The sequence below is a fragment of the Chlorogloeopsis sp. ULAP02 genome, assembly GCF_038404745.2.
Taxonomy (GTDB): domain Bacteria; phylum Cyanobacteriota; class Cyanobacteriia; order Cyanobacteriales; family Nostocaceae; genus Chlorogloeopsis.
Window position 1 is genome coordinate 55271 of the sequence record NZ_JAYKTT020000002.1, and the last position, 12991, is coordinate 68261.

General features: G+C 42.6%; 13 protein-coding genes. 10 read left to right on the plus strand and 3 right to left on the minus strand.

The genetic code is table 11. The features are described from left to right. Positions 1-403 precede the first annotated feature (403 nt). Positions 404-676 (minus strand): hypothetical protein, encoded by a 273-nt coding sequence (locus tag U2718_RS02395; protein ID WP_341994712.1) that lies wholly within the window; start codon positions 674-676, stop codon positions 404-406. 199 nt (positions 677-875) lie between these two features. Between U2718_RS02395 and phaA the strand changes: the two genes are divergently transcribed. The 10 genes from phaA to U2718_RS02445 all read left to right on the plus strand — a co-directional run bounded on the left by phaA (position 876) and on the right by U2718_RS02445 (position 11743). Next, on the plus strand, positions 876-2069 hold the full coding sequence (phaA, locus tag U2718_RS02400) for an acetyl-CoA acetyltransferase PhaA (protein WP_341994714.1): 1194 nt from the start codon (positions 876-878) through the stop codon (positions 2067-2069). A 100-nt stretch (positions 2070-2169) separates the two neighbouring features. Further along, positions 2170-2898, plus strand: a complete 729-nt coding sequence (phaB, locus tag U2718_RS02405) for an acetoacetyl-CoA reductase PhaB (protein ID WP_341994716.1) — start codon at positions 2170-2172, stop codon at positions 2896-2898. Between the two features lie 313 nt (positions 2899-3211). After that, entirely contained in the window at positions 3212-3883 is a 672-nt protein-coding gene (locus tag U2718_RS02410; protein ID WP_341994718.1) for a GDSL-type esterase/lipase family protein, read from the plus strand. Positions 3884-5095: 1212 nt separating this feature from the next. Next, the gene (locus U2718_RS02415; protein WP_341994720.1) at positions 5096-5599 is read left to right on the plus strand and encodes a DUF1269 domain-containing protein; all 504 of its coding nucleotides are present in this window, start codon (positions 5096-5098) and stop codon (positions 5597-5599) included. A gap of 257 nt (positions 5600-5856) precedes the next feature. After that, positions 5857-7122, plus strand: a complete 1266-nt coding sequence (gene arcA / locus U2718_RS02420) for an arginine deiminase (protein WP_341994722.1) — start codon at positions 5857-5859, stop codon at positions 7120-7122. Positions 7123-7249: 127 nt separating this feature from the next. Continuing rightward, complete coding sequence (locus tag U2718_RS02425) at positions 7250-8053, plus strand: cyanophycinase (RefSeq protein ID WP_341994723.1); 804 nt, start codon at positions 7250-7252, stop codon at positions 8051-8053. Between the two features lie 33 nt (positions 8054-8086). Next, positions 8087-9163, plus strand: coding sequence for a hypothetical protein (locus U2718_RS02430; protein WP_341994725.1), 1077 nt, complete (start codon positions 8087-8089; stop codon positions 9161-9163). 80 nt (positions 9164-9243) lie between these two features. After that, entirely contained in the window at positions 9244-9852 is a 609-nt protein-coding gene (locus U2718_RS02435; protein WP_341994728.1) for a hypothetical protein, read from the plus strand. 79 nt (positions 9853-9931) lie between these two features. Then, entirely contained in the window at positions 9932-11038 is a 1107-nt protein-coding gene (locus U2718_RS02440; protein WP_341994730.1) for a succinylglutamate desuccinylase/aspartoacylase family protein, read from the plus strand. A gap of 147 nt (positions 11039-11185) precedes the next feature. Beyond that, complete coding sequence (locus tag U2718_RS02445; protein ID WP_341994732.1) at positions 11186-11743, plus strand: HdeD family acid-resistance protein; 558 nt, start codon at positions 11186-11188, stop codon at positions 11741-11743. A gap of 149 nt (positions 11744-11892) precedes the next feature. On the opposite strand, the gene U2718_RS02450 is transcribed toward U2718_RS02445, so the two are convergent. Together U2718_RS02450 and U2718_RS02455 are read right to left on the minus strand one after the other, a co-directional pair. Then, positions 11893-12318, minus strand: coding sequence for a KTSC domain-containing protein (locus tag U2718_RS02450; RefSeq protein ID WP_341994734.1), 426 nt, complete (start codon positions 12316-12318; stop codon positions 11893-11895). 239 nt (positions 12319-12557) lie between these two features. After that, positions 12558-12974, minus strand: a complete 417-nt coding sequence (locus U2718_RS02455; protein WP_341994736.1) for a secondary thiamine-phosphate synthase enzyme YjbQ — start codon at positions 12972-12974, stop codon at positions 12558-12560. Between the last annotated feature and the right edge of the window lie 17 nt (positions 12975-12991).

The window sequence follows — 12991 nt, forward strand, 5'->3', positions numbered from 1 at the left end:
AAATGGTTAAACATCTGTGACAACTGTATACGTCAATACATACTTAGCTAGAAATATCTATCTACTATGTTTACGGAACTTGTTCCACATCGATTTCATTCTATTTTACTTAGCATATAAGCTCTCACGGGTTATTGCCTACCATACTCGTGATAAGCATATTTATTGCCCTGTTCTCTGTTAGCAATACTATATGAGTTAAAACGATTCAGTTTTAGATGGAGTATGTGGGTATTGAGGAAGTTTTTCTGTGTTATTTGCTCTTAATTAAAAAGCCCCCAATCATTTTGTTTAGGGGCTAATTAGTATTTAGAGTCTACTTCATTGGCAACAATTAAAAAATGTTGTTTTTATTTGGCAAGCACACTCTAGCAATTGAAGGAAATTTACTCAGTTTTTTCGTTTAATAGCTGTACCAGTTACGTAAAATGTTGAAATATCCCTGCAAAAATTGCTTCTGGGTGTCTATATACATACGGCTTAATTGAGCCTGTACTTCCAACGAATTGCTCAGTAAAGATTCTTGAAAACTCAAAGCTTTATTTAAATTATCACGATAGCTTGACATACTAAAGTTTTGTGTTCCAGGAAACATAGACGACCAATTTTCAAAAGTAGCTCTTTGAAAATCATTGATTTGTCTAACGAATTGTTCGGATGTATTGTACCACTCCATCTTTTTAGCTCCTTTGACTTAAATAATTACATAAAATAATTATGCTAAAGATTTTCGTGACTAATCATTTGATTAAATAATGTAATTAATCGGAAAACCCACTATTTTCTAATAGTTTTCTGATATTCAGAATAGATTTTTAATGTATAAAGAATAAGTAAATGAATACACATAGTTTCCATCAAATTTTGACAAAAGTATGGAACAAGCCTATATAATTTCAGCAGTACGTACCCCACTCGCTCGCTTCGGAGGAAACCTTGCAAATTTCTCTCCGGTTGACTTAGGTGCAACAGCGATGCGTGCCGCCCTAGAAAGGGGAGGAGTGTCTGGGGAATTAGTAGACCTGTATATCTTTGGTAACGTACTCCGATCTGGTCATGGACAATTATTACCCCGGCAAGCAGCTTTTAAGGCTGGTATTCCGGAGACAGCAAATGGATATGCAGTGGATATGGTGTGTTCGTCAGGAATGATGAGCCTAATGAACGCAAACTTAGCTATTCGCTCAGGCGAAGCAGACATCGTACTTGCTGGAGGAATGGAATCTATGTCTCAGGCAGGCTTTTCACTTTCTCATAGAGCTAGGTGGGGTTACAAATTTCTTTTAGGCGCACCAGAACAGTTAACAGATATCCTGCTGCGGGATGGCTTAAGTGATGGAACAACAGGCGAAGGTATGGGAGAGCAAACAGAACGAGTCGCACAAAATCATGGATTCACCCGTAAAGATTTGGATGAGATTGCACTTAATTCCCATCAGCGTGCAGCGGCAGCAACAGAGAAAGGAATATTAAAACAAGAGATTGTCCCTATCGAAGTTAGTACCAAAAAAGGAACGACAATCATAGATACTGATGAGGGAATTCGTGCAGATACATCGCTAGAGGCTCTAGCCAAACTACGCCCTGCTTTTAATAAGGATGGGGTTCTGACTGCGGGAAATAGCAGTCAGATTAGTGATGGAGCAGCGGCACTAATTTTAGCTAGCCAGTCAGCTGTAGATAAATATGGGTTAAAGCCGATCGCAAAAGTGATTGGCAGCAGTTGGCAAGGTGGCGAAACTTGGCGATTTGTGGAAATACCCGTCTTAGCAGTTAAGAAATTATTAGAAAAACTTAATCTTAAGATTTCTGATTTTGACTTGTTCGAGAATAATGAGGCTTTCGCAGTAAACTCACTGCTTTTCCATCGAATATTGGGAATACCTCTAGAGAAGTTGAATGTTCACGGAGGAGCGATCGCTTTAGGGCATCCGATTGGCGCTTCTGGAGCGCGAATTCTTGTTACACTGCTCAATGCTTTGGAACACAATGATGGGCAACTAGGATTAGCAGCAATCTGTCATGGTACTGGTGGCGGTACTGCAATTGCCATCGAGCGATTGAAATAAAAGAGCAGGCAGAAGTAAGAAATATTTAAAATCTTTCTTACCTTCTGAATATTTCCCTGCTCTTGCTTTTGTAATACACATTCTAGTTTCACTCTAGCATATGAACTATCTTGAACTTGGATTAGAAGATAAAGTCGTCTTAGTGACTGGCGGCAATCGGGGAATAGGAGCAGCGATCGTCAATCTGTTAGAACAGATGGGCGCTCAGGTAGCTTACACCTACCGCAGCGATCCCAATATTGAGAGTAGTGCTTTAGCAATTCCAGCTGATGTCACCGATCCAGAAGCGATGGAAGAAGTGGCACAAAAAGTTGAACACAAGCTGGGGCCAATTTACGGAGTTGTCGCCAATGCTGGAATTACCAGAGATAACTTTTTTCCCAAATTGGCGATCGCTGATTGGAACGCAGTCATAGAAACTAACTTGAAAGGAATATATAACACACTCAAGCCCATCATCCCCAATATGTATGAGCGACGAGAAGGTTCAGTCGTCTGTATCAGTTCAATTTCTGGTGAACGGGGAAACATTGGTCAAACCAACTATGCAGCATCTAAAGCAGGCGCGATCGGTTTGACCAAAGCTCTAGCCCTAGAGGGAGCGCGTTATGGAGTGCGAGCTAATGCTGTAGCACCTGGGTTTATCGAAACTGAAATGACTCAAGCGATTCCAGAGAAAGTCAAAGAAAAGATTACCGCAGAGATCCCGTTACGTCGCTTTGGTAAGCCTGAGGAAATTGCTTGGGCAGTAGTATTTTTGCTTTCGCCAATCGCCAGTAGCTATATGACTGGGACTGTTCTTAAAGTTAACGGTGCTCATCATACTTAAAGTCAATTAATAGGGAACGGGGAACTCTTAACAGGGAACAGGCAAGAACGTCAATTACAGTTCTCCGTGTCCCCCAACGAAGAACCCGCAGGATATCCGAAGGACTTCTTGTAGAGTACCCGGAGGGTGGACGGGTTCCCCGGCATAAAGGAGCCACTGCGGTGGACGGGTTCCCCGGCATAAAGCAAGTGGCGTCAACTGGCGTCAAGTAGCGTTGGAAACCCTACCAAGAGCACTGTCTCACCGCGTCCCCGTGTCCTCTTCTTCCCAATCCCCAATCTCTGAAAAATTGCAGTAGCTCAGAGGAGAGAAGATGAATACTTTAGCAGTTCCTCAACAAACTCGCCTTGGTCTAAAAGTGATTGCTCTTGGTGATAGCCTCATTTATGGCTTTGGCGATCCAATTGGTGGTGGTTGGATAGAGCAACTGCGACGTCGATGGATGTGTGCTGATCATTCTGGTCATGCACTTTATAATTTGGGTATTCGAGGAAACGGAGTGGCTCAAGTTCAAGCAAGATTAGAGCAAGAATTTCGCCGACGGGGTGAATTGCGAAATCGTTTTCCAGACTTGATTGTTCTTTCTGTGGGAGTTAATGACTCGGCTCGTCTAGGACGTTTAGATGGACGCCTAGCAACTGAATTTAAGCAGTTTCAAACACAGTTAGCTAATTTATTAGATCAAGCACGGCAGTTATGTAATGTTGTATTTGTGGGCATGGTGCCAGTAGATGAAAGCAAGATGCCCTTCATGAACTGCTTTTATTACAATCATGCCGATCAATACCGTTACAAGGAAGCAACTAAGCTAGCTTGTGCAGCACGTCAGATTCCCTATCTAGATATTTTTGATCTTTGGCTAGCAAGAGGTACAAACTCGGTGCGATCGCATCTTTGTTCTGATGGACTGCATCCTAATTTTCAGGGCTATCAAGTCTTACTGCAAGACGTTCTTAACTGGGAACCGATCGCACAACTAGGGTAATAGCTGATTGGCGATCACTTATTCTCGTTTGTAAAGCTTTTGAAGATGGAAACGATAGATTATATTGCCAATTGTTGAACTGTGATCGCAACTCAAGAAGATGATACTCACGATTATTTGATTGCAAGACAGTAGTTTAATTTCATCACACACTAAAAGCTTCTCTATCTTATATAGTTTAATTATATATTTTAGTTGACTGTATTGTTTTCAATTGAGATTTAAGCCAACTACTCTAGTACTTATTAAGTATTTTTTTAAAATTTAATATTTGAAAGTCCCTAATACCTATATGCTTAAAATCATGAATAAAGTTTTTTCTCAGTCAAAACTACTACTATAACCAGATGAAATTCACTTAATTAATAGTAAGGCAAGATAATAATATCTCCATAGACTCTGCCTGATTTTGAGGTAGAGTTTACCAAGGTCTTTCACAATGAATACTTTTGTAGCTGAAGACGATTAATCTACTGGTGCATAGCGCTCATAAGCTTTCTCTGCGCTTTATTTATCGATGCGATCGCAGATAGGTTAGCAAGGTTATCTCTGGTTATTTAATGAGGTTACAACCTAATCCTTCTAGACTTTTTGATTCCAAATTTCAAGAGAATTGAAAAGTAATTTGGTAAATAGTTGAGCGCTTTCGATTACTACTGAAGCAACTAATAGCTGTCTTATAAGCAGCAGAAATGAGCATTGCAGATGTCATCGATAGGTGCTTTGCTCCAAAGATGCAGAATAATTAGATTAGGAAGGATAAAAATATCCTTTCATATCATTTTCATATCTTTTCCTTATCTTTTTGTTCTAATCTAAAGAACAAATCATCTCAGTAGCTTTTATCTTCCGCTCTATTCAGTGACGATGTGTCTAAAAGCAATAGTCTTGAAGTAGTACTTAATGTTTTAAACCAAACCTGACAAAAGCTATATGGGCATGATTATACTTCTGCACGGGTTATGGTAATGCTCGCCAAATAAGTGTGAGAAGAGCTTTAACAGGACTTCGACAATTGTTTTTCGGTCGAAAGAATATTTAAGCAACTTCACCAAACAGGATTTGCCTGAGTAATCACTAAACAGTTTGACCACTTTACCCTGCCTGATGAAATGGAGTCATCAGATCCGCAACCAGCAAGTTTCAACAGATGATTAGCCAAGTTAGCTAGTTGGGAAGATTCTCAAAGAAAAATTAAACTAGGAGAATAGTATGTCAACGTTAACCGTTTGGAAATTCAATACTGCTGATGGCGCAGATCATGCTTTGAACAAGCTAGAAGACTTACAAAAACAGCAACTAATTCAAGTTCTAGATGCCGCAATTGTATCCTGGCCACGAGGACGGCAACGCCCTAAAACCTATCAGGCGATGAATACTGTAGGAGCCGGTGCACTGGGCGGTGCATTCTGGGGACTATTATTTGGTCTCATCTTTTTTGCTCCTTTGCTAGGGGTAATAGTGGGTGCTACAGCGGGTGCGATTTCAGGGCGGTTAACTGACTACGGAATCAATGACAATTTCATCAAAGATCTGCAAAGCAAAGTCACAGAAGGAACATCTGCCCTATTCTTGTTAACAGGTCAAGTCACAATAGATAAAGTAGAAGCGGCTTTCGCCCCAGACGAAAAAGGTGAATTACTTCAATCAAATCTATCCACCGAGCAAGAGGCTAAACTGCGGGAAGACTTTGGCGCAGAGATTGTAGAGAAGTAACTTAAGTAGATCGCAAATACTTGAGCAAAGGAATCAGCTCAGGCTATAAGCATAGAAATTAAGCCGTATAACTTCTCCTCCATATATCTGCAACTTCTGGCTTGATCTATCAAACCACTCTGGAATCAGCCCTCAATTGCCTATTGAAACTTGTAGAGTGACAGATGCACAAAGCAACTGTTTCAAGGTGCTGCTGTGGGCTCCCAGTCGTGGTGACAGCGACAGGTCAAATACCATCTAAACTATTGGAGGTTGTTATGACTAGTGCCAATGATACCAAAACCGTTACCTATGGGGTGCATTCAGAAGTTGGCAAATTGCGAAAAGTTATGGTGTGTTCACCAGGCTTGGCACATGCTCGTTTGACACCCACTAACTGTGATGATCTGCTATTTGACGATGTCTTGTGGGTGGATCAAGCCAAGCGAGATCATGCTGACTTCATTTTAAAAATGCGCGATCGCGGTGTCGAAGTCGCTGAAATGCACGAATTATTGGCACAAACCCTTGATGTTCCAGAAGCGAAAAAATGGATTTTAGATCAACAAATTGTACCCAATGAAGTCGGGCTGGGATTGATTGATGATGTTCGGGCATTCTTAGAAAGCTTGAGTTCCGGGCAACTAGCTAAATATCTGATCGGCGGGCTTGCCGCTACTGATATTCCTCAACAGTTCGGCAGCGACTTGCTCAAGATGGCTCAACAAGCAGTTGGTATTACCGGATACCTACTACCGCCACTACCCAACACCTTATATACCCGTGATACTACTTGCTGGATTTACAATGGTGTCACACTGAATCCACTGTATTGGCCTGCTCGGCATGAAGAAACTGTTCTAACAACAGCGATATACACGTTTCATCCTAGCTTTGCCCAGGCAAACTTTGCTATCTGGTGGGGCGATCCAGAAGTCAACCACGGTTCTGCCACCCTTGAGGGGGGTGATGTCATGCCCATCGGTAATGGCGTAGTGCTGATCGGCATGAGTGAGCGCACCTCGCGCCAGGCTATTACTCAACTGGCAGCATCCCTATTTGCTAAGAAGGGTGCAAAACGGGTGATTGTAGCCGGAATGCCAAAACTTCGGTCAGCAATGCACCTGGATACAGTCTTCACCTTTTGCGATCGGGACGTAGTAACTTTATTTCCCGAAATTATGGATCAAATCGTGACTTTTTCCCTATGGCCTAGTGACAAATCTCCTGGATATGAATTGATTCAAGAATCAAAACCATTTGTCGATGTTGTCGCCTCATCTTTAGGTTTGAAAAAGTTGCGTGTTATAGAGACAGGGGGTAATGCTTACGCTAGACAGCGTCAACAATGGGACAGCGGCAACAACGTTGTCTGTATTGAACCAGGCGTGGTTGTTGCTTATGATCGCAATACTTTTACAAATACAGCCCTACGCAAGGAAGGGATAGAAGTCATCACCATTGTCGGTGCTGAACTGGGACGCGGACGGGGTGGTGGTCATTGCATGACCTGTCCGTTAATTCGGGACGCAGTTGATTTCTAAGAGGATAGTCTAAATGTTCGCTAAAGTAACGTATCAGCGCTAAACTCAACAAATTTCTTGGATTGAGAAGCGTTTAGTCTACACAAATGCCGCAACGGCAGAGATTACATTAGGTGGGAGAGTCACAATGAATAGTGAGCAACAACGTGGCGCTCTGGTCATTATTGGCGGAGCAGAAGATCGACAGGGCGATTGCTTGGTTCTACGGGAATTTGTTCGTGCGGCGGGTGGAGTGAAAGCCCATATTGCGGTGATGACAGCAGCCACCAGTTTACCCAGAGAAGTCGGGGATGACTACATCAACGTGTTTGAGCGCTTGGGAGCAGAATCGGTACAGGTAGTACACACCGAACACCGGGAAGATTCCGAACGCGAATACTCTATCCGCACGGTTGAACAGGCAACCGGTATCTTCTTTACGGGGGGTGACCAGTTGCGTATTGTAGACTTTATCAAGGGAACCCTGCTAGACAAAGTCATTCACAAGCGGCATCAGGAAGGAGCGGTGATTGGCGGTACCAGTGCTGGAGCTGCCATGATGCCTGATGAAATGATTGTGGGCGGTGCATCTGTATCCAATCCCAGTGTTAATGCAGTTAATATAGGCCCTGGTATGGGGTTTTTGCCAGGAATTTTAGTGGATCAACACTTTGCTCAACGGGGTCGCCTTGGTCGCCTACTGGCAGCCTTGGTACTGCAACCTGCGGTGCTTGGTCTAGGCATCGATGAAGACACGGCTATTATTGTCAACGGAGATGAATTTGAAGTGGTTGGGCAGGGAGCCGTAACGGTTGTTGATGAAACAACTTCTACTCACAACAATCTGGAAGGATTACTCAAAGATGAACCCATCGCGCTGTGTGGAGTAAAGTTGCACGTTTTGCCCCACGGCTATCGCTTTAACCTGAAAACACACCTACCACTAATGTAAAAGACAAAACCCATCGGGTAGTAGGAAATATTCATGATTACTCGCCAGGATCTCAATCAATTGCAATCCTTAATTAAGGTGCCTGCCCTTTCCATTTTATTGCCGACCCATCGAACATGGCCTGACAACAAACAAGATCCCATTCGGGTCAAAAATCTGGTAGATGAGGCAATTAATCGACTTCGGGCAGAATTTTCTAATCGCGAGTTAGAACCGCTACTGAAGCGACTGGAATCACTCGTGAGCGAAATTGATTACCCCTATACACTAGATGGGTTAGCACTGTATGTCAGCCACGACTTCGCTAAACTTTACTACCTGCCGTTTCCGGTACCCGCCCGCGTTGTGATTGATCAAACTTTTGCAACACGAGATTTGGTGTATGGTATGCATCGGGCGCTGCGCTATTGGGTGCTTCTATTAAGCCAAGCATCTACTCGCTTATTAGCTGGAACAGGCGAGACCCTTGAAGAAGTTAAAGATCAAAACTTTCCGATGCAAATGACAGGGCCGGGGGCAACAACTGCTCTTCCCTATGATGCTGATTCTAGCTATGTAGATGACCGACATCGTCGATTTTTTCAGCAGGTAGACAGTGTATTTACCTCTTACGCCAAAGATGATGAACTGCCATTAGTTGTGGGAGGCGTTGACCGGCAGATATCTTTCTTTCAGGAAATTACGCAAAATCCATCATCAATCGCAGGCACACTGAGCGGCAATTTTGACAAAGCGACGATTCCCGAACTCTCTCCTCAAGTATGGTCAATTATCCAAACTGTTAGAGAGGCTCAACAAATCAATGCGTTGCAAGAATTGAATAATGCAGTGGGTGCTCAAAAGGTCGTCTCAGCGATCGAGGAAGTCTGGCAATTGGCGCAAGAAGGGCGAGGGAAACTGCTGTTGATTGAAAAAAACTATCATGTTCCCGCAATTATTACTGAAGACGGCAGGCTGAAATTGGTAGATAGCTCAGGCGGCACAGAGGTAATGGATGATGCTGTGGATGAAATTATCGAAGTAGTGTTGGCAAAGGGCGGAAAGGTTGCAATTGTTAATGATGAAGCACTATCCGCTCATCAACACATTGCATTAATTTTACGTTACTGAGATCCTTGCTGTAGCTGGTTGAGTAGATACTCAATAATTGAATGCACCAATTATTTAGTAACTCTCCAAAATAATGCGTCATGAACTTCTTAATCTATTTAACAAACAAAACAGATGAATATAGGGTTGTTAGAGAACTATACAAAATCGATGACTCTACCAATCTCTACATGATTGAGATTGGGCTGGCTCAGTACACAGATATTTTTAATGAATGGGATCTGGCTCCCTTTAAGCATCGAGAGCTTGGCCCTGAACTGCGCCTGTATCTGGAGGAAAGTTCCAATGAAATTCCATCCAAATATCCAATTGAACTGTGTTTCACCGTTCCAGCGGCAATACGAAATCATCAGATAGAAAATGATTTGCGGGATGCTTTAAAAAATAGTTTTATTTATAAACGATACTTTCTCAAAAAGGAAGTGGAGAAAACGAATAAGCAGATGCTTGTGTTGGTAGTGGTCGGTTTTGTGTGTCTATGGGTAGCAAATACTATTTCTACAGAAGCGAATTTGCAATCTATTTTACTGGAAGGACTGGCAATTAGTGGATGGGTTTTTATCTGGGAAGCAGTTTCTTTGTTCTTTTTCACAAATCGTGAATTGTATCACCGTTACAAAACCTACAAAAGATTGCAAAACGCACCTGTGATTTTCCGAGAAGCAAAACAAAACAATTTTAGTGGTTAAGACCTGAGTTTGGATATTTTCACTGCCAAGAAGGATGGGCTGATGAGCGTCATTTACGACGACTAAAGGAGCTTTCAAAATGCTTTCTCACAATGATACTTACAAAACGGGGATGCATCTGGGGACGATTCTCACGGGCGATCAAATCCAAGGCGCACCAGTCATCAGTCAGTTAGATGTCAATGACCTCGAACCTGGTAAAAAATACCGCTTTTTTTTCCAAGCTGTGCAGATGGGTACTGGTCAGCACTGGTATATCCCTGTTGTTGTTGCAAAGGGTGCTCAAGATGGTAAACGCATCTCGCTAACCGCAGGAGTGCATGGCGATGAGTTGAGTCCGGTAAACGCAGTACAGCGCATTATGGACAATCTTGATCCAGAGAAGATGTCAGGTACAGCGATCGCCATCTACGACCTCTCCCGCCCAGCTAAGGAGTACACACAGCGCCAGTGGCCAGTTGCACAGAAAGGCGGCTCATTGGTTGACCTCAATCGCGTTTGGCCGGGCGATGAAGCAGGAAATAACGCACCGACACGCCATGCTGGCATTCTCTGGAATCGACTGTTCAAAAATAATGTCGATATCGCGCTTGATTTTCATACAGCATCAACTGGTGGCGATTTTACAATGTTCATCTTTGCTGACTTTCGCAAAGCAGAGATTCGACAAATTGCTGAACTGTTTCCAATCGAGCAGATTAAGAACGATGCTGGTGAGAGTGGCTCCCTCGAAATGGCTTTCGTCGAGGCTGGTATCCCGGTAATAACTATCGAGGTGGGTGCTCCGCGGATCTTTGATGCCCGGAAAATCGCGATGACTGTAGAAGGCAGCATGAATGTGCTTAAGCACTATAAAGTCATTGATGGCCCCATCGGTCGCACATCCAAAGAAGCTGGAACATTTTTTGGCGATATGTTTGAAACTGTTCGTTCGACAACTGGCGGTTACCTTGAATTGCTGGTTGATCTAAATGATCAGGTGACGCCAGGGCAGAAAGTCGCAATGCAGCGCAATTCTTTTGGTGATGTTGTTGCTGAGTATACAGTGAGTGTAATTGGTAAAGTTGCGACGATCGCTAGGGATGCACTCACTGAACCAGGCTCGCGGGTGATGCAAATTCTTTACAACAGCACAGATCTGAATTTCAAAACTGGTATCAGTCACCAATCTGGAGATGACTATTGATTCTTTTGAGATAATTTAATCCACACATTATTTATCTGTTTCTATTAATCAATAAATAAAGATGGATGCAATCGATTTTCACCAGAAAAGAGGATAAACGAATCCAAATTGTCGATCAAAACTATTTCATTAACAAAGGTGAGTAATATGACTGCTGATTTTCAATCTGATGTAGATATCCGAAAATCAATCGGTTGGGTAATCGCCCTTAGCATTGCTCTAATTATTCTTGGCATACTGGCGATTTTCATGCCAGGCATTGCGTCAGCTTTTTTTACCTCTGTGATTGGGTGGATTTCCCTCATTAGCGGCGTTGTGATGATTGTCCAGTCATTTCAATCAAAACCAGTCAGAGGGTTCTGGCTAAATCTGATTGTGGGTATTTTCTATGCCATTGCAGGCATTTACATTCTCTTTAATGTGGGAGCCGCACTGCTAGCGTTGACCTTTGCCTTTGGTATTTTGTTCATTGTTGAAGGTATTTTTACTATCATCATGGCATTTACTAATCGGGCAGGTCACAGGATGTCTTGGTTGGTAGCATTAAATGGAGTCATTACTTTAATTTTGGGCATAATGGTGCTAAATCGGTTTCCCTTCAGTGCTATCTGGCTGATTGGTCTATATGTTGGTCTTAGTCTGCTTATGAGTGGGATCTCTTTGTTAGCTGCTGGGCTAGCTGCGCGGCGGGCAGTTGCTAGATAAATTGCACACACTGTAACACTTTTAGGTCAAAAGTGAAGTTTTGTTGAGAAATGGTCAATAATTGAGTAAAAATAAAGAAAAGGCTAATTACTAATGTCTGTTCACCATTAGCAATTAGCCAGAGCACCAGGAACGCTTATCAGAGGTAATTAACAGTCATGGTCAAAATCTATACGGTCATACTGATATTTACCTCTAAATTTTTCATTGAAAAATCTACCAGCTGAACCAGCCTTATGTAAATCCTGACAAGTATTTTTGTCTACTCCGGTGTACTGGTACACCGCCTGGTTATGAAATTCAACTTGTAAAATTTTATTACTACCCTCATACTCAACAGCATTTGCCATTGGTGATTTAACCGGAAACATGGTAACTGTATCTGGGGATGGGGGTTTTGCTTTTGCTTGAGCTACTATTTCATTTAAATATTGCAGTCCTTCAAAAGCCTCAACTGGTAAGGAAATTTCCAAAAACTCTAGCTCCTTACCACCCAGATCTAGCAATAACTGTAAATTTCCTTGAGTATGAGCGATCGCTACTACATTGCTTAAGTTCAGCTTAGATAGCTTCATCGGTTGCTCTCCTGTAGGCAAAAGAGGTGCAATTTACAAAATCGTGAGCGGTAATTTCTGGTGCCAAAGCCAATTTATTTGTACAGTACATATGTACTATATAAATAATCAAAAGTCAAGCACTACAGAGAAAAAATTTAAACTAGGGGATTGGGAAGAAGAAGACAAGGAGACACGGGGACACGGAGAATCATGATTCACGTTCTTGCCCCTGTTCCCTGTCACCTGTTCCCTAGTCCCTAATCCCCATACACAGTGACTACGATTTGGCGCTGGCGGGGTTTGATGTCACATTCTAGGTGAAAGATTTGCTGCCAAGTACCCGAAATTAACTTGCCATCACGAATGGGAACGGTAATTTCAGGCCCTAACCAGGTGGCTTGCAAGTGCGAATGTCCGTTACCGTCGTGCCAAGTTTGCTCGTGTCCGTATTCCCGATTGGGGGGAATTAACTTGTTGAGGAGTTGTGGTAAGTCTTTTTGCAGTCCCGGTTCAAATTCAATCGTGCCAATTGCTGCTGTACTACCAATATTAAAGACATTCACCATCCCAGCCTTGATGCCAGATTTTTTAATGATTTGACTGACTTTATCAGTCAGATCGTGCATTTCACCATGGCCTTTAGTAGAAATTGTGATTTGCTCTTGATAAACCATATTGCTTAGTGATTCAT

Excerpts from the sequence above, each read along its gene's own strand:
- U2718_RS02450 (WP_341994734.1), bottom strand. The coding sequence starts at position 12,318 with ATGAAGCTATCTAAGCTGAACTTAAGCAATGTAGTAGCGATCGCTCAT.
- phaA (WP_341994714.1), top strand. The coding sequence starts at position 876 with ATGGAACAAGCCTATATAATTTCAGCAGTACGTACCCCACTCGCTCGC.
- U2718_RS02440 (WP_341994730.1), top strand. The coding sequence starts at position 9,932 with ATGCTTTCTCACAATGATACTTACAAAACGGGGATGCATCTGGGGACG.
- U2718_RS02435 (WP_341994728.1), top strand. The coding sequence starts at position 9,244 with ATGAACTTCTTAATCTATTTAACAAACAAAACAGATGAATATAGGGTT.
- U2718_RS02425 (WP_341994723.1), top strand. The coding sequence starts at position 7,250 with ATGAATAGTGAGCAACAACGTGGCGCTCTGGTCATTATTGGCGGAGCA.
- phaB (WP_341994716.1), top strand. The coding sequence starts at position 2,170 with ATGAACTATCTTGAACTTGGATTAGAAGATAAAGTCGTCTTAGTGACT.
- U2718_RS02430 (WP_341994725.1), top strand. The coding sequence starts at position 8,087 with ATGATTACTCGCCAGGATCTCAATCAATTGCAATCCTTAATTAAGGTG.
- U2718_RS02445 (WP_341994732.1), top strand. The coding sequence starts at position 11,186 with ATGACTGCTGATTTTCAATCTGATGTAGATATCCGAAAATCAATCGGT.
- U2718_RS02395 (WP_341994712.1), bottom strand. The coding sequence starts at position 676 with ATGGAGTGGTACAATACATCCGAACAATTCGTTAGACAAATCAATGAT.
- U2718_RS02415 (WP_341994720.1), top strand. The coding sequence starts at position 5,096 with ATGTCAACGTTAACCGTTTGGAAATTCAATACTGCTGATGGCGCAGAT.
- arcA (WP_341994722.1), top strand. The coding sequence starts at position 5,857 with ATGACTAGTGCCAATGATACCAAAACCGTTACCTATGGGGTGCATTCA.
- U2718_RS02410 (WP_341994718.1), top strand. The coding sequence starts at position 3,212 with ATGAATACTTTAGCAGTTCCTCAACAAACTCGCCTTGGTCTAAAAGTG.
- U2718_RS02455 (WP_341994736.1), bottom strand. The coding sequence starts at position 12,974 with ATGGTTTATCAAGAGCAAATCACAATTTCTACTAAAGGCCATGGTGAA.